The organism is Sporosarcina limicola, from assembly GCF_014873855.1.
GTDB classification, from domain to species: Bacteria; Bacillota; Bacilli; order Bacillales_A; family Planococcaceae; genus Sporosarcina; species Sporosarcina limicola.
The window spans coordinates 73,174-91,602 of the sequence record NZ_JADBEL010000017.1; the positions used below are offsets into that span (position 1 = coordinate 73,174).

Annotated in this window: 17 protein-coding genes; 1 reads left to right on the forward strand and 16 read right to left on the reverse strand. The window is 43.2% G+C overall.

Features of this window, described 5'->3' with window-relative positions; genetic code table 11:
* Window positions 1-26: 26 nt before the first annotated feature.
* Window positions 27-1,283, reverse strand: a complete 1,257-nt coding sequence (locus H4683_RS14370; RefSeq protein WP_192599517.1) for a molybdopterin molybdotransferase MoeA — start codon at window positions 1,281-1,283, stop codon at window positions 27-29.
* Window positions 1,284-1,346: 63 nt separating this feature from the next.
* Here H4683_RS14370 and moaC point away from each other — a divergent pair, with 63 nt between their 5' ends.
* Complete coding sequence (gene moaC, locus H4683_RS14375) at window positions 1,347-1,841, forward strand: cyclic pyranopterin monophosphate synthase MoaC (RefSeq protein WP_192599518.1); 495 nt, start codon at window positions 1,347-1,349, stop codon at window positions 1,839-1,841.
* A 19-nt stretch (window positions 1,842-1,860) separates the two neighbouring features.
* Here the strand turns inward: moaC and H4683_RS14380 are convergent, their stop codons facing one another.
* The 15 genes from H4683_RS14380 to H4683_RS14450 all read right to left on the reverse strand — a co-directional run bounded on the left by H4683_RS14380 (window position 1,861) and on the right by H4683_RS14450 (window position 18,144).
* A complete protein-coding gene (locus tag H4683_RS14380) occupies window positions 1,861-2,379 on the reverse strand; it encodes a MogA/MoaB family molybdenum cofactor biosynthesis protein (protein WP_192599519.1) in 519 nt (172 codons plus the stop codon).
* Window positions 2,380-2,484: 105 nt separating this feature from the next.
* Window positions 2,485-3,504: a ThiF family adenylyltransferase gene (locus H4683_RS14385; protein ID WP_192599520.1), complete on the reverse strand. Its 1,020-nt coding sequence runs from the start codon at window positions 3,502-3,504 to the stop codon at window positions 2,485-2,487.
* Between the two features lie 68 nt (window positions 3,505-3,572).
* Window positions 3,573-5,063: a nitrate/nitrite transporter gene (locus H4683_RS14390; RefSeq protein WP_192599521.1), complete on the reverse strand. Its 1,491-nt coding sequence runs from the start codon at window positions 5,061-5,063 to the stop codon at window positions 3,573-3,575.
* A 298-nt stretch (window positions 5,064-5,361) separates the two neighbouring features.
* Window positions 5,362-6,009, reverse strand: a complete 648-nt coding sequence (locus tag H4683_RS14395; protein WP_192599522.1) for a response regulator — start codon at window positions 6,007-6,009, stop codon at window positions 5,362-5,364.
* On the reverse strand, window positions 5,987-7,072 hold the full coding sequence (locus tag H4683_RS14400; protein ID WP_225942105.1) for a sensor histidine kinase: 1,086 nt from the start codon (window positions 7,070-7,072) through the stop codon (window positions 5,987-5,989). The genes H4683_RS14395 and H4683_RS14400 overlap by 23 nt, the downstream gene beginning before the upstream one ends.
* Window positions 7,069-7,533, reverse strand: a complete 465-nt coding sequence (locus H4683_RS14405) for a GAF domain-containing protein (RefSeq protein WP_192599523.1) — start codon at window positions 7,531-7,533, stop codon at window positions 7,069-7,071. Before H4683_RS14405 ends, H4683_RS14400 begins: the two co-directional genes overlap by 4 nt.
* A 50-nt stretch (window positions 7,534-7,583) precedes the next feature.
* The gene (narI, locus tag H4683_RS14410; protein ID WP_192599524.1) at window positions 7,584-8,264 is read right to left on the reverse strand and encodes a respiratory nitrate reductase subunit gamma; all 681 of its coding nucleotides are present in this window, start codon (window positions 8,262-8,264) and stop codon (window positions 7,584-7,586) included.
* Complete coding sequence (gene narJ / locus H4683_RS14415) at window positions 8,257-8,826, reverse strand: nitrate reductase molybdenum cofactor assembly chaperone (RefSeq protein WP_192599525.1); 570 nt, start codon at window positions 8,824-8,826, stop codon at window positions 8,257-8,259. The genes narI and narJ overlap by 8 nt, the downstream gene beginning before the upstream one ends.
* Entirely contained in the window at window positions 8,819-10,411 is a 1,593-nt protein-coding gene (gene narH / locus H4683_RS14420) for a nitrate reductase subunit beta (RefSeq protein WP_192599526.1), read from the reverse strand. The genes narJ and narH overlap by 8 nt, the downstream gene beginning before the upstream one ends.
* Complete coding sequence (locus H4683_RS14425) at window positions 10,401-14,075, reverse strand: nitrate reductase subunit alpha (protein ID WP_192599527.1); 3,675 nt, start codon at window positions 14,073-14,075, stop codon at window positions 10,401-10,403. The genes narH and H4683_RS14425 overlap by 11 nt, the downstream gene beginning before the upstream one ends.
* Window positions 14,076-14,382: 307 nt before the next feature.
* Window positions 14,383-15,081, reverse strand: a complete 699-nt coding sequence (gene ric, locus H4683_RS14430; RefSeq protein WP_192599528.1) for an iron-sulfur cluster repair di-iron protein — start codon at window positions 15,079-15,081, stop codon at window positions 14,383-14,385.
* A 273-nt stretch (window positions 15,082-15,354) separates the two neighbouring features.
* The gene (locus H4683_RS14435) at window positions 15,355-15,843 is read right to left on the reverse strand and encodes a GyrI-like domain-containing protein (protein WP_192599529.1); all 489 of its coding nucleotides are present in this window, start codon (window positions 15,841-15,843) and stop codon (window positions 15,355-15,357) included.
* A gap of 72 nt (window positions 15,844-15,915) precedes the next feature.
* Window positions 15,916-16,839: a helix-turn-helix transcriptional regulator gene (locus H4683_RS14440; RefSeq protein ID WP_192599530.1), complete on the reverse strand. Its 924-nt coding sequence runs from the start codon at window positions 16,837-16,839 to the stop codon at window positions 15,916-15,918.
* A gap of 42 nt (window positions 16,840-16,881) precedes the next feature.
* Window positions 16,882-17,343: a DinB family protein gene (locus H4683_RS14445; protein ID WP_225942110.1), complete on the reverse strand. Its 462-nt coding sequence runs from the start codon at window positions 17,341-17,343 to the stop codon at window positions 16,882-16,884.
* A gap of 27 nt (window positions 17,344-17,370) precedes the next feature.
* Entirely contained in the window at window positions 17,371-18,144 is a 774-nt protein-coding gene (locus H4683_RS14450; RefSeq protein ID WP_192599532.1) for a Cof-type HAD-IIB family hydrolase, read from the reverse strand.
* Between the last annotated feature and the right edge of the window lie 285 nt (window positions 18,145-18,429).

An 18,429-nucleotide genomic window follows, 5' to 3' on the forward strand; every position in this document is an offset into this window, starting at 1 on the left:
CTTCAAAGGAGCCACTCCTAGTATCTTCATAGCATCCACTTGTCCACACCTTCATCTACCCCAAGAAGAAGAACGTCAACGTCCATTCCCGCTGTAAATCCTCGAGTTCCACCTGGTAAAACGATAATCGAATTGCCCCGCGCGATTGACGACACGGCACTTGATTTATTAAAACCAGCTGGGCGAACAATTGCCCCGTCTAGTGTGGATTCGTAAATCGCCCGTACAAAGCGGGTGAATGGGTTCGCTTTGGTGAAATCTTCTCCGAGAACCGCTTTGGCATAAGGTAAATACATATTCTCAGAGCCCATCATTTTCAATAACACAGGCCTAACGAAAAGTTCAAACCCGGTAAAGCATGCAGATGGATTTCCGGATAAACCAAATAGATGTTTTCCTTCTGCAATTGCAACGGTCGTCACACTTCCAGGACGCATCGCGACTTTATTGAATAAAACATCGGCACCTAGCCTATCATACACAGCAGGTAAATAATCGAAATCCCCGACCGAAACGCCGCCTGTCGTGATAAGAACATCCGTCTCACAAAGCGCTTGTTTCACCGTTTCCATACACATATCGAGATCATCCGCAAGCATGCCATATGATCTAGTCGTAAGCCCCATACGCACCAGTTGCGCAGCAATCATTGGCCCATTCGAATTGCGGATTTTTCCGGGTGTGAGTTCATCCTCTACCTCAAGCAGCTCCGTCCCTGTCGATAAAATACCGACAATCGGCTTTTTCGCAACAAACACCTTAGCATAGCCGAATGTCGCAAGAAGTCCAATTGTTCCTGGATGAATAAATGAACCCGACTTAATCAGCTCCTCCCCATTCTTCGCCTCTTCGCCACGTGCTGAAATATTCTCACCGGAGGTAAATGGTTTGCGCAATGTAAATCCTGTAGCTGTCTCAACCGTTTGTTCCAACATGACAACTGCATCAGCATTGTCCGGAATCGGTGCGCCAGTCATAATACGGACCGCCTCGAACTCGGCAATTCCACGTTTTGCGGACTGTCCTGCCCCGATATGATCAATAACGGTGAAAGCTTTCCGATTTTCGCCAGATGCCCCTATCGAATCTTGTGAGCGGATGGCAAAACCATCGTATGGAGAGCGTTCAAATGGCGGCATATCATGTTTTGCAAGTATCGGTTCCGCAAGAATTCGCCCATATGCTTCCCCGAGTGCGACTTTTTCCGTACCAGTCGTTTTAACGTGTGCGACTACGCGTTCTATTGCTTCCGTCACAGCAATCGGTTTCCTCATTTCCACCATTACACATCTCTCCTTTTTTCACATGGTATACTGAATTTAAAACGAATCGAAAGGATGTCCCCCATGTCTAAACTGACACATTTCAACGAACAAGGCCGGGCCAAGATGGTCGATGTCTCTGACAAATCCGAAACGTTCCGCACAGCAATCGCAAAATCATCCATCATTGTGAATGAATTGATTCACGCGCAAATTTCCGAAGGGTCAAATAAAAAAGGAGATGTCTTCGCGGTTGCACAAGTGGCTGCAATCATGGCTGCCAAACAAACATCAACAATCATCCCGATGTGTCATCCACTTCCGTTAACCGGAATCGATGTTCACTTCGAGTGGAACATCGATGCTCCAACTTCCCATTACGAAGTATCGATAAAAGCTGAAGTAAAAACAAAGGGACTCACCGGCGTTGAGATGGAAGCACTTACTGCCGCATCCGTTGCAGCGTTGACAATCTATGATATGTGCAAGGCGGCCGGCAAGGAAATGGTTATCGGCCCAACCTATCTTCAACGCAAGACTGGTGGAAAAAACGGCAATTTTGAACGTATAGACAGTTAACTGTTTGTACGTTTTTTATTTATTCATCATACAAATGCTTTGTAACTTCATGAACGATGTGATGCAATTCTGGTAAAACAAGTTTTTCCATTGCAAGTTCAACCGCTTTTACTGAGCCAGGAAGGGAAAAAATCACTTTATCTTTTACAATACCCGCTGTTGCCCGACTTAACAATGCTTTAGAACCGACATCTTCTGTATAGCTAATCATTCTGAACAATTCACCGAACCCATCGATTTTCTTTGTAAAATAAGGCTCAAGCGTTTCAGGGGTGACATCTCTAAACCCTAAGCCTGTCCCTCCTGTCGTAATGATGCCGTGAATGCTAGGATTACGGAGCCATTCTTCGACAATCGACTCAATTTCCATTTTGTCATCCTGGCAAATCCATGTTTCGAATATTTTATGTCCTGCTGTTTCAAGCATTTGACGAATCGTCCAACCACCTCTATCGTTCGAAACATTTCGCGTATCACTCGTCGTGAGAACACAAAATATTAACTGTTTTCCCTGATCAAATTCATGTTCATTTGACAACACTTACACTCCCTTCCACTATATATGACGAAATAAAGAATTCCATTGAAGACGCCATCGCACAGTTTATATAGTTATTCATCTGTTCAACTTAACTAGTAGCCATTATCCGAAAAATTGGTGGTACATTTTTCTACCGGTTCGTATATCCTTTAAACCATGAATAAGCATGCGGCTATTTGCGAAGACGATGCACCGATATCCATTAGAATTCATCTCGATAAAATAAGGGGTTTTCCTATATGGACTTCCGAGGCGTCTGGCAACTTCCTCCACCTCGTCCAATGTGAGTATTCGCCCGCCTGAAGGGGTAATTTGCACGGTGTCACGTCCACAAAGAACTGCATAATTCGTCCCATCACCCGCTTGAAGGGATGGGTAAGACGGTTCAGAGCCACATGTTTCGCATACGGGGTTTTTCATACGGGTAATCCCTGCATCTACATTCGTATTAGTCCAACTATCGTAATGGAGCACTTTTTTACGCATTGCACCCTCATTCCCCGACACCCATTTCAGCACTTCCGCACTTTGATGAGCAGCCGTAATTTGTACGGCGGGTGCAATGATACCCGATGTATCACATGTTTCATTGACCGCAGGAAGGATAGGGAGGAGGCATCGGAAACAAGCGGAGTTCCCTGGTACAAATGGAAATATTGTGCTTGTACTCCCTACACATGCACCGTAGATCCACGGGATACCATTTTTCCATGCGACGTCATTTATCAGTAGCCTCGTCTCAAAATTATCCGTTGCGTCCACAATGATGTCGGCTTCTTTAACAAGTTTTTCAAGAAGAGGACCGTCGATATGATCAAGGACTGGCGTAATTTGTGCGTCACTCCGAATCGCTTTCAATCTGTCCACTGCCGCCACCACTTTCGGCGTACCGTCAATGGCGTCCTGCTCGGTGAACAATTGCTGTCGTTGCAAATTCGATGCTTCAACGTAATCCCTATCCGCAATAATCAATTTACCGATACCCGCACGGATAAGTGTTTCTGCAACCGCCGTGCCGAGTGCACCACAACCAATAATGAGGACGCCCGCGTGTTGGATGCGATCCTGTCCTTCATTGCCGATAGGCTTAAAAAGAATTTGTCTTGAATAACGATTGTCCACTCGTGATTCCCCTTTCCAATGAACAATAGAGCGGGGGCTTCCAATCAGTTCGACCGGACGCCCCCTGCTCATTTTGGTGTTATATCATTGAATGTCCCGACATACCGAACGATATCTCCGGAGTCGTCTTTTACTGCCACAATCGATAGCAGTTCAAGATATTCTTCGCCGTTTTTGCGTTTATTCCATAACTCGCCTTGCCACTGTCCGTCATCACCTATCATTCCCCACATGTCCTTATAAAAATCAGATGACTGTCTGCCGGAGCTGAGTATATTCGGATTTTTGCCAAGCGCTTCATCCTCAGTGAATCCAGTCAGCGTCGTAAAGGCAGGGTTTACCGCTTTTATATACCCTGTCGCATCTGTGACGATAATGCCTTGCGCTGTCGAATTAAATACGTCCTTCTGTAGACTAAGACGATCCATATAATAAAGCCAGACAACAAGCACGAGACTTGCTAGCGCCACTTGTGAAAATGCCATAAAGCCAATGGAATAAGAACCTGTCATCGAATGGATAATCGCTAATAGTAGTGGTGGGAAAAAGCCGCCAAGCCCCCCCATCATCGATACAATCCCATTAGCTATGCCTGCTTGTTTATTGAAATAAAAGGGAACAAGTTTGAAAATGACGCCATTGCCGATTCCCGCTGTACTGGCAATCAGCATGCTACCCACCGTGTACAATCCAATTGACGGTGAGAATGCGAGAATGATTGCAGCAACCGTGAGCCCTGCGAAAACACCCATCAGAAGGAATAAGGGTTGGAATTTATCCGCCAGCCATCCGCCAACCGGACGAAGGAACGTCGCAACTGCGATAAAACCAGCGGTCCGCATCCCCGCGTCAACCTTCTCAAGCTCAAAATACGTGACGAGAAAGTTAGGTAGGAAAATCGTGAATGCAACAAACGAACCGAATGTGATGAAATAAAATAGCGAGAAGAACCATAGTTTCTCATTTTTGTAGACGCCTTTAATTTGCTCGACAATCGACGTTTTCACTTTCACTTCATGTCTATCACCCAAAATGAAGTTCAATGCCGCAAAGAGGAGAAGTAGCACAAGATACAGTTTGACAGTCATCGACCAACCGACTTGCGTAGCGATTACAGGAGCCGCGAATGTCGAAATTGCCGTCCCCATATTCCCCATTCCATAAATCCCGTTGACAAGACCATGCTTCTCTTTTGGATAGTACTTCGGCAGCGATGTAACACCGACGGAAAATACGGCTCCCCCAATTCCGAGGAACGTCCCACCAATGATCAGATCGGCGAACGAAGATGCCGCACTTATGTAGAACACCGGAAACAGTAATAATATGAAACTTGCGAGAAAAATGATTCGCGCTCCAAATACATTTGCATAGTAACCTAGTGGAATTCTTAAAATAGATCCCAGAACGACTGGCACAGCTGTAACAATTGCAAGTTTCTCCGCCGGAATTGCGATATCTTCCCGTATGAATGGCAGAAGCGAAGAAATGAGTACCCACACCATGAAACCGACAACAAGGTTCGCCGTCTGTAACGGCAACTGTACTTTTTTAATCATTCAAATCAGTCCAATCCTGAATTTTAGTTTTGAATGAAACCAGAATTGATTCCCTCGTAATGATTGTAACTTCTCCCATTCGGATGAAATAGTAGGCGACACCCGTTTATGGAGGAGGGAAATCCCTACATTGGAATTCCTATAAAATGGAGGTATACAGTTGTTCGTACAGCTCGTCTTGTTCCACAATCCTGAGTATGTTGTTGACCATTGGAAAAAGAATGGATTCCTCTTTGACGAAATGGACTATGATTACTTCGAACGCTTCTCCTGCATCGTCAGACCATCCAAATCACCTTTAGAAATTCAAAAGCTTCTTACGTAATGCATATTCTACAAGTTCCGGTCTCCCTTTCAATTGGAGCTTTTCCATAATTTTAGACTTATGGGCTTCTACTGTCTTCACTGAAATATACAGTTTTTCTGCAATTTCCTTATTGCCATACCCCTTCGCGACGAGCGGGAAGATTTCAATTTCACGTTTCGACAAAATTTTGAAAGGATCCGTTTCCACCCCATCGGAATCCTTTTTAATGAATTCTCGAACAAGCGACGTTGCCATCGCCGGATGGATATAGGTCCCGCCCTCATGAACAGTCCGTATTGCGGCTAACAACTCTTCGTCGGGAGCATTTTTCAAGACATAGCCTGATGCCCCATTCTTTAAGACATGAAACAGATACTCCTCGTCATCATACATCGTCAGAATAACGATTTTTGTTTCTGGAAAATCCTCTTTTATTTTACCGGTGGCGATAAGTCCACTTTCACCAGGGGGCATGCTCAAATCCATAAGCAATATGTCAGGATGGTATTTGGCAACGAGATCATACGCTTCCAATCCATCTGCCGCAGTCGCAACGACTTCCATATCCTCTTGATAATTCAGTATGAGCATAAAACCACTGCGCACAACTGCATGATCATCTGCGATTATGATTTTCATCTGGCTCGCCCTCCTTTTCCAGTGGTATTTCTAAAAAAACAACCGTGCCTTTTTCAAGTTCTGAAAGAACGGAAAGCTTCCCTTCGACAAGTTCTGCCCGTTCCTTCATCCCGTAAAAGCCCAAACCTGTCCCCTTTGGATTGGTTGTATTCATCTCAAATCCTTCTCCATCATCAATTACATGTAATTTCAAAGACCCATCTTCTTCAAATAATCGGACAGTGATATCGTCAGTACATGCGTATTTAAGTGCGTTAAATACCGCCTCCTGACAAATGCGATAGACAACCGTCTCCACCTCACCCCTGTAACGTTTCGCTTGTAACTCCGCGGTGAAATGGACAATCAATCCATAGTTCTTTTCAATCCACTTAAAATGCGTCCTAAATGCAGCTTCAAGCCCTAAATCATCTAGGGTCGCCGGTCTCAGTTCAACGGATAGATGACGAATATCATCCAATAGCCGCATTAGCGACCCCTCCGTCTGTTGTACTTTCTTCAATACATCCCCGTCAATACTCATATACTTCAAAACCCTTAGGTCAACTAATGCACTGAGCATTTCCTGCGCTACGCCATCATGCAGTTCCCTCGAAATCCGTTTCCGTTCATCTTCCTGAGCTTTTATGACATTTTTCATCATCGTTTTCTGATTAAGCGATTCCTGGGTTTTATATTGTTTCGTCAAATCACGCAACATAAATACACGGATTCCCTTTTCTACATCAATTGTCTGATAGCTTGCCGTATAAGGGATAACTCCCTTCCCTTTCGTTTCCAAATACACTTGAAACGAACTTAAATCATCTTGAGGATTTTGCATATAACATGATGTACATGTACGAAGTTCCTGCTCATTCGTATATCCTTTACAAGAAAGACAAATCGCTTTCGTATCCCCTGCCGTCATCCGATTAAGTACCTCAGCATCTAAAATGAGCCGAGCCGCACTATTCATGGAAATCACTTTTCCACTCGAGTCAAAAAAGAAGATAGCCTCAGCCGAATTGTCGTACATCTTCATTAACAGCTCCGTCAATTGAAAATCACTTATGCGGTTCAATTCTCGATCATCTCCTTATTATAGAATGGACCGAATTCTGAACCTATCACTTGTTGAAATTCAGTAAATCCCTCGAGCGTCAATGTATTTTCGGTACGGTATCCTACAAGCAGCACACCTTTGACTCGATTATATTTGTAGAGCGGAATCGCTCCGAAGCTTTTCAATCTTTCCGTCACGATAATCGGATAGTTGAATAGATCATTTTTTCCAAGTATCGTTTCCGCATCCTCTACAAGCATCGGTTTTCCCGTCTTAAAGACTCGTCCCGCAACCCCTTTCCCTGTTTGAAGTACAATCTTTCGGTACCGATTACTCTGATTTCCCGTCACGAACACCCATCTAAGTTCGAAACGACGTTCAGCTGATTGCACAAGGGCGATTGCGACAAAATCAAAATCAAAACGATCTTTTATCTGCTCAATTTCCTTCTGATAATCAAAATTACCCTGTGAATTCACAACCAATACCCCCTATATAGAAAAAGGGCTTATCCGCCCTCTTTCCTTAATCAATTCTTTGGGTTTCTTCTATATAGGATATAGCTTCTTCTAACATAATTCAACGGTACGCTCCATACATGGACAAGTCTTGTGAAAGGCCACATCGCAAAAATAAGGAATCCAGACAAAATGTGAAGTTGAAATGCCAAAGGAACAGTCGACATGAGACCTGCTTCCGGACGGAAAATGAGCAGTGAACGGAACCAGATGGAAATCGAATCTCGGTAATCAAATTCAGGTTTAACCGCATTTGTGACGACGACGCTATAGATACCGATGAACACAATAAAAAGCAAAAGTGCGTTTACAATAAGGTCTGATCGAGATGATAATTCCCGAACATTTTTCAACGTAACACGGCGCGCCGTCAAAATAAGCATACCCGCAAGTGTGACAAATCCAAAAAATCCACCGACCCAAATCGCACCCATATGATACATATGATCGCTAACGCCAAGTGCACGCGTCCATTCCTTCGGTATCCCAAGTCCAACGACATGGCCGCCGATAACCGGCATTATCCCAATATGGAACAATAGACTACCAATCATTAATAGCTTCTTTTCAATAAACTCACTGGATTTTGCCGTCCAACCAAATTGATCATTCCGATACCTGAATAGATGTCCCACAACAAAGATTGCCATGCAAAGGTAAGGGAAAATAACCCATAAAAATTGATTAGTCATTGGCAGGTTCCTCCTGACGGATACAAGACTTAAATGTTTCTCTTATGCCCTTGATAAGATGAAAATAGGGACTATTGTATTTCTCAAGTGCCTTCATTAAATTGTACGTCCCGTCCTCCATGACTGCGAGTAGCATGGAAAAACTTTGTTCCGCCCTTGGATCCCCTACCCATTCAGCTGCATAAATGAATTCACACATAAGCGGCAGGAAATCGGATAATTCACTATCCGGCATGTTTAGGCCAAACATTTCGTAAAGCACTTTCAACTTCGCTAGCATCTGACCACGTTCTTTCGCATCTTCATACTTCACGAATGTCATGAACAATGTTGAATCTTTCTGGAAATCGAATGTATAGGTATACATTTCCTGAATGTCATCCATGCTTAATTCATGCATCCGACCCCAATACGTCTCTACATCTTCATAAGCCGGATGGGAAGAGTCAAATGACTCTTCCAAAACCGATGGGTGGAAACTAAGCTTTTCAGGATACGTAAGTTGATGGGCGAAGAAGCCAAATGCATGTTTTTCATTGTATAACTTCTGTAAATCAATCACGCCAGATTCCCCCATAGAAATTTTCTTCATAAATCTCCTTACCTGACTTGGCAGGCGCTACAGGCCCGCAGCCATCGCAGCCTCCTTGGGCACTCATTGGAGAGGAACTTTGGCTCGTTCCCATGCTAAAGTCACCCATCTCATTGTATCCAGCAGAACCTTGTGAACGATACATATTCATATGGCCCTCTTTATGAGAGGTTGGAACGACGAAACGATCCTCATATTTCGCTATTGCAAGCAATCTATACATCTGCTTTGTCTGCTGTTCTGTAAGGCCCACACGTTCGAGGCGGGATACGTCAAATTCCTTCCCTGATGACGCCGTACGCATGTAGGAACGCATCATCGCCATACGTTGCAATGCCCCTTTCACAGCTTCCGTATCTCCGGCAGTTAGCATATTCGCCAAGTACTGAATTGGAATCCTCATCTCTTCGATGGCTGGAAAAATCATATCCGGATTTTTAATTGAATCTTTCCCTTCGAAATAGTTCATAATTGGGCTCAATGGTGGCACATACCAAACCATTGGTAGTGTGCGATATTCCGGATGAAGCGGGAATGCAAGCTTATACTCGATTGCTAGCTTGTAAACCGGCGAGTTTTGTGCCCCTTCAATCCATTCTTCTGAAATTCCATCTTTCCTTGCTTGTGCAATTACTTCTGGATCGTTCGGGTCAAGGAACAAATCACATTGAGCTTCATAGAGATCCTTTTCATCTGGTGTTGAAGCTGCTTCAAGTACGCGATCCGCATCATAGAGTAGGACACCCAAATAACGGATTCGACCTGTACATGTTTCAGAACAGACTGTTGGTAGTCCTGATTCAATCCGTGGGAAACAGAAGGTACATTTTTCCGCCTTATTCGTTTTCCAGTTGAAATAGACTTTCTTATATGGACAGCCCGTCATGCAATAACGCCAGCCGCGACAAGCCTCTTGGTCGACAAGGACGATGCCATCCTCTTCACGCTTATACATTGCTCCCGACGGACACGATGCGACACAGCTAGGGTTAAGGCAGTGTTCGCATAGACGTGGCAAATACATCATAAATGCTTGTTCAAAGTTAAACTTGATTTCTTCTTCGATTTTCTGAATATTCGGGTCTTTCGGTCCTGTTACATGGGCACCGGCAAGTTGGTCTTCCCAGTTCGGTCCCCATTCAAGATCCATATATTCACCTGAAACGACAGACTTTGCGCGAGCAACTGGTGTATGTTTGCTATTCCCCGCCGTCGTTAATTTTTCATAATCATATGTCCAAGGCTCATAGTAATCTTTCATTTCAGGCATGTCAGGGTTATAGAAAATTTTACCCAAAGCGACTTTAGATAGTTTTGAACCAGATTTCAGTTCGAGTTTCCCTTTTTTGTTGAGCTGCCAGCCGCCTTTATACAATTCCTGGTCTTCCCATCGCTTCGGATAACCGATTCCTGGCTTCGTTTCAACGTTATTAAACCACATATACTCCGCACCTTCACGGTTCGTCCACGTTGTTTTACACGTTACACTGCATGTATGACAGCCAATGCATTTATCAAGATTCATAACCATCCCTATTTGCGCTTTAATCTTCAAGCCAATTTACCTCCTTCATCTTGCGAACTGCCACGTACACATCCCGCTGATTTCCAATTGGTCCGTAATAGTTAAACCCGTAGCTAAGTTGCGCGTAACCGCCAACCATTTGCGTCGGTTTCATATGAATACGAGTCGGCGCGTTATGGCTTCCGCCCCGTTCTTCTGTAATTTCGGAACCCGGCACTTGGATATGCTTATCTTGAGCATGATACATAAACATGGTCCCTTTTGGCATTCTATGGCTGACGACCGCACGGGCTGTGACGACGCCGTTTCTGTTGTATACCTCAAGCCATTGATTATCATCGATGTCATGTTCTTCTGCATCTATATTCGATATCCAGACAGTCGGACCACCACGGAATAATGTGAGCATATGCTGATTATCCTGATACGTTGAGTGGATATTCCATTTGCCATGCGGCGTCAAATACCGGAGCACGAGTGAATCCTGTCCGCCGATAATTTGTTTATCACGCGGACCAAAAACCATTGGTGGCAATGTCGGCTTGTAGACCGGCAACGCTTCACCGAAGTTAAGGAAGAACTCATGGTCAATATAGAAATGTTGTCTTCCTGTTAATGTTCTAAACGGAACGAGTCGCTCGATATTCGTTGTAAATGGTGAGTAACGGCGCCCTAACTTATTTGAACCGCTGAATACGGGTGTCGGTATAACTTCCCTTGGTTGTGCCGTAATGTTGGCAAATGTGAAACGTTCCGCTGCCCGGTCAGCCGAGATGTCCTTCAGCTCCACCCCTGTATCCTGTTCAGCCGCTTCGAATGCGCGCTGCGAAACTCTCCCATTTGTTGCGGATGAAAGTGTAAGCATCGCTTCAGCTGCATGTTTTGCGGTATGCAATTTCGGAAGACCATTTTTGATTGTATCGTCGAAATATGTGCCATTAATGCCCTTCATCATTTCATATTCTTCGGCTACAGAGAAACTGACACCGTGTGCCCCAACCCTACCTGTCGATAGTAACGGACCCAGCGTGACGTATTTATCATAAATTCCCGTATAATCTCGCTCGACAATTGTCATGCCCGGCATCGTTTTTCCTGGTATCGCCTCGACTTCACCTGTTTTCCAATCCCTTACTTCCCCATATGGCTGTGCAATTTCCTGTATGGAATCATGCGCAAGCGGCGTTGTGACCAGATCCTTATAGACGCCTGGAAGGTGAATCTTCGCCATCTCGGAAAATGTTTGTGCAATCGACCTGTAAATATCCCAGTCGGAACGGGATTCCCAAAGTGGGTCAACCGCTGGATTGAATGGATGAACAAATGGATGCATATCTGTCGATGAAAGATCGTGCTTTTCATACCATGTCGCTGCGGGTAGAACAATATCTGCGTACATCGGCGTTGCCGTCATACGAAAATCTAGCGCGACAAGCAAGTCAAGTTTCCCTTTCACTTCATCCCGCCAAACCATTTCTTCGGGCTTCACATCTTCATTCGCTGATGCAAGAAGTCCATCCGAAGCACCGAAAAGATGTTTCATGAAATATTCTTGTCCTTTTGCGGAACTAGAGACAAGATTTGAACGCCAGACAAATAATGTCCGTGGGAAGTTCTCGGGTGCTCCTGGATCCTCCGCAGCAAACTGGATTTCGCCGTTTTTCAATTGTTCAAGAGTATGGTTGACAATTTCCTCTGTTGTTGTCTTACCTTCTTTAGCCGCCTCTTCGGCGAACAGCAGACTGTTTTTATTGAACTGTGGATAAGATGGGAGCCAACCAAGTCTTGCTGCTAGTACATTGTAGTCCGCCGGATGTTTGTAGCGGGCTTCTCCACCAGTTGGTGACATGAGCAGTTCTGCACCCATCTCCTCGTATTTCCACTGATCAGTTGCAAAGTAGAAGAATGATGTTGCATTTTGTAAACGGGGGGGTGCTTGCCAGTCTTTAGCAAAGGCAATCGTGCTCCACCCTTCAATCGGACGGCATTTTTCCTGTCCTACATAATGCGCCCATCCACCACCGTTGACCCCTTGTGAAGCCGTAAGTGTAACCAGATTCAAAATGGATCGATAAATCGTGTCACTATTGAACCAGTGGTTAATGCCCGCTCCCATGATAATCATGGAACGACCGCCCGTATCCAAGGAATTCTGTGCGAATTCGCGTGCGATTTGTGTGACAAGCGCAGGTTTAACATTCGTAATCTTCTCTTGCCAAGCTGGTGTATAGAATGATTCTGCATCATCATAGCCTTTCGACTCTAAATCACTACCGATTCGATTAACACCGTACTGACTAAGCATAAGGTCATGGACTGTTGTCACCAGACGTTCCGTACCATCTTTGAAAATGACTTTTTTCACCGGGATTGGCCGCTTGAAAGTACCATTTGCAACATTATCAAAATACGGGAAGACCATCTCAATCCATTCTGCACCATGATTAGCAACGGACAATGCTGGTTCAACGCGCGTACCATCTGCATTATCGAGAATGAGATTCCATTTAACATCCTCTTCCCAACGCTGCCCCATCGTGCCATTCGGGACGATGATTTCATTGGTCGTTTCATCGTATATAACCGGTTTCCACTCAGCATGCTGTGATTCGCTGCCAAGATCGCTTGCGCGGAGGAAACGGCCAGCCTTATATGATTCCTCGTGTTCGTCAAGCATGATTAGGAATGGCATATCCGTATATTGTTTTGCATAGTTCAGGAACATGGGCTCTTTCCGCTGTTGATAGAATTCATCTAAAATGACATGTGTCATCGCTTGGGCAACAGCTGCATCTGTACCAGGATTCGCCGCAATCCAATCATCTGCATGTGTGACACTCTCCGCGTAATCCGGCGCAACGGAAACAACTTTCGTTCCCTTATAGCGCACCTCCGTCATGAAGTGAGCATCTGGCGTTCTTGTGAGCGGTACATTCGAGCCCCACATGATGAGGTATCCCGCGTTGAACCAATCACTTGATTCGGGAACATCCGTCTGTTCTCCCCAAATTTGCGGAGAAGATGGCGGTAGATCAGCATACCAATCGTAAAAACTAAGCATTTCACCACCGAGGAGTGAAATGAAACGGGCGCCTGATGCATAACTGACCATCGACATTGCTGGAATTGGTGTGAATCCTGCAACCCGATCAGGCCCGTATTTCTGGATTGTATAGATTAGCTGAGCGGAAATGAGCATTGTCGCATCACGCCAATTGACACGGACATGCCCCCCTTTTCCACGTGCTTTTTTGTATTCCACCGCTTTTGTCGAATCTTCCACAATACTAGCCCATGCCTTAACAGGGTCCTGATGTTCTGAAAGTGACTGATTCCACATGCGCCATAACTTTCCGCGTATGTAAGGGTATTTCACACGTAGAGGACTGTATTCATACCATGAAAAGGACGCACCTCGAGGGCATCCCCTGGGTTCGAATTCCGGCATATCGGGGCCACAAGAAGGGTAATCGATCTGCTGGTTTTCCCATGTGATAATGCCATTTTTAACGAACACTTTCCAACTGCATGATCCCGTACAGTTCACACCATGCGTTGTACGAACTACTTTGTCATGCGACCACCGTTGACGGTACATGTTCTCCCAATCCCTACTCTTTTCTTCCAGTACACTCCAGTTACCTGAGTAGCGCTCAATCGGTTTAAAGTAATTTAGCCCAAATTTTTTCTTCATCAGAAAAACTCACTCCTTTTCAGAATGATGAACTAATGAGGTGATTCATCAATTTGTCCATTCATATGCTCTTTATGTTAGAGAGTAATTGGCAACCTTTCTATTGGGGAATGTCCTATATCGGGGGTGTCATTCCCTCATTAAATTCATGTTTAATCCAACATAAAAGACCGCCTGCTCTATTTCCCTAGTGAGCAGGCGGTCTTATTATTGAACAATCCGTGTTGAACTAGAGAATTCCATTGAATCCGCTATGGCGCTAGGCTGGCTTCGGCTCGCCCTTGGAAGGCACCTTCGCTGTATTAGATTAAATTGCGTCGCGCACACGATTGAAGAGGACATTATTTTCGAGATGGATATGTTCAAACGTATCTTTTTCAAGCTGTTCAAGCCGGGCGTAGACAATCCGGTAGGTACCGCATGCATCTTTAGGAGGTGTAAAGTTGTTCGTAATGTCACGTAGTTCATGCAACAGTTTTCCTGCATTATCATGTTCTTGCTCAAGTTCTGCTACATGGAGTTTCAATTGTTCTTTCAGTTCAGGCGTCGGTTTCTCCATGAATTCCAGAATAAGAGGAAAAACATTTTTATCTTCATCATCCGTATGAGCAAGAAGTTCAGCCCGCAACGTTTTGAAAATTTCTTGAATCCGTAAGAGATGCGGATGCCTTTCCCCATGAACACGCGCTACTTTCGTAATATATGGTGCAAGCAAAGGCAATTCTTCTTGTAAGTTAGCGTGATACTTTTCTTGAATATATGCGATAAGCGTTTTATTGCCGAAAGAAGTCGGTTCCAAACTGCTTCGTGTAGCTTGCTTCCGTTCAATTATTTTTACGCTGGCTAATACTTTTTCTGGATTAAGATTACGGCCTTCCGCGGCTTCTTTAAGTGAAACTTTCCCACCGCAGCAGTAATCAATCCTCATTTCCCTAAATAGATCCGCACTACGAGGAAGTGCCGTGACAATAGCAGAGACTTGTGTATCGAGTGTAAGTTGACCCATTGGTTGTTCCTCCTCCATTCGATTGTGAGAATAGTTCTCAATATTAATTATATAGAACTAAAAATATAGCCGATAGTAGGGAGCACCCTTGTTTACGCTGGTTAAGACCATTATTTCCACGATTCTAACACCAACTTCGCGATTCTAGTGGATCCGACAATTTATACTTTCTATCAAAAAGAGATCCCCCATAAGTCGTAAACTACCGACTTATGGGGGATCTTCAAAATATATAATTACCGTAATATGGCTGACGTGAGACCCTATTTTCTACTAGGCATTAACCGCAATATAAATATCTACTTGCGCTTCCCGCGGATCAGCGCAGCGCTCATCATATACTTCGAAATCACCTGTGTATGTTCTCTCAACATCCGCTTTATCGGACCAAGCCCAAATATCTTGCCAAAGGTTGATAACGACATCTGGAAACGGACCCTTTTCAGATGTAAAAACGACATATTTGGATGCCGGAACTGTCTTAACAACTAACCCTTCAGAAGGTGTATTATGAGAACTCACTTCTAAGCCAAGTGTTATGCTGTATTCCCCATTCATGCCATTTTCATAATCCGAGTACAGTCCATATATCACATTCGGGTTTACTGGATTAGCAATCTCTTTTGCTACCTTCTGTCCATAAAAACGCTCCCATAATCCTGAGATTTTTGCGTTTGCTGTCATTTCATTTGCATTTGTCGTCCTTACCGATGTCCCCATTATACTAAATTGTGCTTTTTCTATCATTACTGGATTCGTCATCTTTCATCCCCGCCTTTTTAGGTTTGTACTCACTATACCAACCTAAACCTGACAGCAGTATGTCATATTCGCTTACTTATTTTTTTCATAAATATGAAACATTTTTCTTACCTTGTCCTTAATGATTTCTCTTATGTGAATGGGTTCCAGTACCTCCACTTTATCAGTAAAACTTAAGATAAATCCATAGAGCCATTCATCTTCAGGAATTTCTACCTTTACAATAGATTGTCCGTCCTCTATCAACTCTACTCCAAACATATCCACCATCTTGAGACGAATATCAGGATGAAATGCTAATTTCAATGAAACTGTATTTTCGGGTGAATACCATGCTTTATCCCAAGGAAGTTCGGATAGATTAATTGCTTTTCGAATGAACGATTCATTGCACAACTGAAGATCTTTTATCCTTGCCAGCTTAAAAAGACGAAACTCATTCTTGAGAAGACAATAGCCATATACATACCAAGTCCGTCCTTTTTGCACGAGCGTATGCGGTTCAATTGTGCGAGATGTGACCAACTTATTACTATCCGAATAGGTGAATTTCACACAAATACTTGCTTCGATTGCCTGTTTAACGATTGTTAGCTTCTCTTTCACATAAACACTCTGACCCCACGGACTTTCATCGATAAAAACGTAGTCAATAGATGATTTATCCTTATCTCCCGCAATCCCAGTTATCTTTTCTAATACCGCTTCCGCATGGGGATCCTGATAAGCAGTAAGCACACTTTTCAAAGCAATTGACATAGAGTTAAGCTCTTCCTTTGTAAGAATTTGCTTATCTATTCTGTATCCGTCAATTAGACTAATTCCCCCATCTGCACCCTGGTAACTAATCACGGGTATTCCTGCACTACTTAGCGCTTCGACATCTCGATAGACTGTACGAATCGAAACATCGAATAGCTCGGCGAATTCCTGCGCCTTTACTTTTTTACGATTGATTAAGATCATTGTCATGGTTAATAAGCGATTGAGTTTCATATCTACTTCCTTTGCCGTTTCTTTATTTTCATCCAGACGTTTCTAAAATAACTCCCTAAATATAAGGTCAGAAGACACAGGTTTTAATCCTATTTCCCTAGACCAAACAGATAATTGTCCTATATGATGAATTTCATGTGATAGTATATGACTGATTACTTTTTCGAATGGGAACGATTTGGTAGTACTATTCTTACTCTTAACTACCAAACTTCTATCCTCAGCTTCGGAAGTATATGATTTTATGAAGCACCGTGTTACTGGTTTGGTTAGGTTAGAAAATGTCTTAACATCGTTAAGGCATGATATTTTATTTATATCTTTAATGATAACAGGGGTTCCTTGCATTTGATTAACCCATATTTGTTCGCAATCAATTACATGAAACAAATTATGTATAATGCTCCCCATACCACCGATACGTTTTTTCTTGAGCTCTTCATTTGAAATTGTTTCACACCATTTAAACCATTCTTCTCTGATTTGCCAATTATACAAAAACATATCTATCAAACAGATCACTCCTAGTGGTTAAATTATCCCATACTTTTTTAATGCAAACTCGATTCCGTCTTCACTTGATTTTTTAGTTACGAAATCTGCAACCTTTTTCAAGTTTTCATTACCATTCCCCATAGCTACACCAAGTCCTACTAATTCCAACATGTCTATGTCATTCTCCCCATCACCAAACGCTATAGCCTCTGATTTATCAATGTCAAAGTACTGCAATACTTTTATTATGGCTAAAGATTTAGATACCTCTTCTTGTAATACATTCAACACAAAAGGGTGCCATCGCTTAAATGTTAGATGTGGAAATTTCCGAATGTATTTCTCAACCGTTTCATCAGTTGCATACAAACACATTAAGTATACCTCTTGATTATAAATCAGTTGATTTATCGCAGGATATTCATTGAGTGACAATGTTTCCTTCAATGCATTTAAAACTTCAGCATCTTTTACACCGTTCATACTAAAATCTTCAGTGAAGAATGACAGACCATGATTCTCTGTGTGTGCAAATTCAAACACTTCTCGAATCACATTTTTATCCATCGGCACTTTATGAACAACCTCTTGATTGTGCTTCACATACGCTCCATTTGCCGTGATGAAAGTGTCTATTCCCAATCCTCTTATTTCCCTGCACATAGATAACGGTCTTCCTGTTGCCGCTACCACCCTTAGTCCCTTATTTTTCAATACTTTTATAGCTTCTTTGGTATTCTCTGAAATACGTCCATTTTCATGATCCGTAATCGTTCTATCAACATCGAAAAACACAATTTTGTAATCCATAAAAATCCCCTTTAGAAAAATTAGTTAATAACGATTTTCGAAAAGTATATTCCAAAAAAATCATGATTATTCTTTTCTATCAAGACTTTTTTATTACCCATTAACAGTAGCGTTGCATAAATAATTTTACTCGTTGTCAAATTGGCTGTTATTTGGATGCTCGACCGTGGAGTGAATATTCAGATATGTGTACCTGTTCAAAAAATAAAAAAGACAACAGGGGCTAATAGGATAGTCATTATCCACAATTTAACAGTTTCTATTTATAATCTACAAACAGGGGAT

Coding starts and splice junctions, on each gene's coding strand:
- H4683_RS14370 (WP_192599517.1), bottom strand. CDS start 1,283: ATGGTGGAAATGAGGAAACCGATTGCTGTGACGGAAGCAATAGAACGC.
- moaC (WP_192599518.1), top strand. CDS start 1,347: ATGTCTAAACTGACACATTTCAACGAACAAGGCCGGGCCAAGATGGTC.
- H4683_RS14390 (WP_192599521.1), bottom strand. CDS start 5,063: ATGATTAAAAAAGTACAGTTGCCGTTACAGACGGCGAACCTTGTTGTC.
- H4683_RS14395 (WP_192599522.1), bottom strand. CDS start 6,009: ATGAAAATCATAATCGCAGATGATCATGCAGTTGTGCGCAGTGGTTTT.
- narI (WP_192599524.1), bottom strand. CDS start 8,264: ATGACTAATCAATTTTTATGGGTTATTTTCCCTTACCTTTGCATGGCA.
- H4683_RS14425 (WP_192599527.1), bottom strand. CDS start 14,075: ATGAAGAAAAAATTTGGGCTAAATTACTTTAAACCGATTGAGCGCTAC.
- ric (WP_192599528.1), bottom strand. CDS start 15,081: ATGGGTCAACTTACACTCGATACACAAGTCTCTGCTATTGTCACGGCA.
- H4683_RS14435 (WP_192599529.1), bottom strand. CDS start 15,843: ATGACGAATCCAGTAATGATAGAAAAAGCACAATTTAGTATAATGGGG.
- H4683_RS14440 (WP_192599530.1), bottom strand. CDS start 16,839: ATGAAACTCAATCGCTTATTAACCATGACAATGATCTTAATCAATCGT.
- H4683_RS14445 (WP_225942110.1), bottom strand. CDS start 17,343: ATGTTTTTGTATAATTGGCAAATCAGAGAAGAATGGTTTAAATGGTGT.
- H4683_RS14450 (WP_192599532.1), bottom strand. CDS start 18,144: ATGGATTACAAAATTGTGTTTTTCGATGTTGATAGAACGATTACGGAT.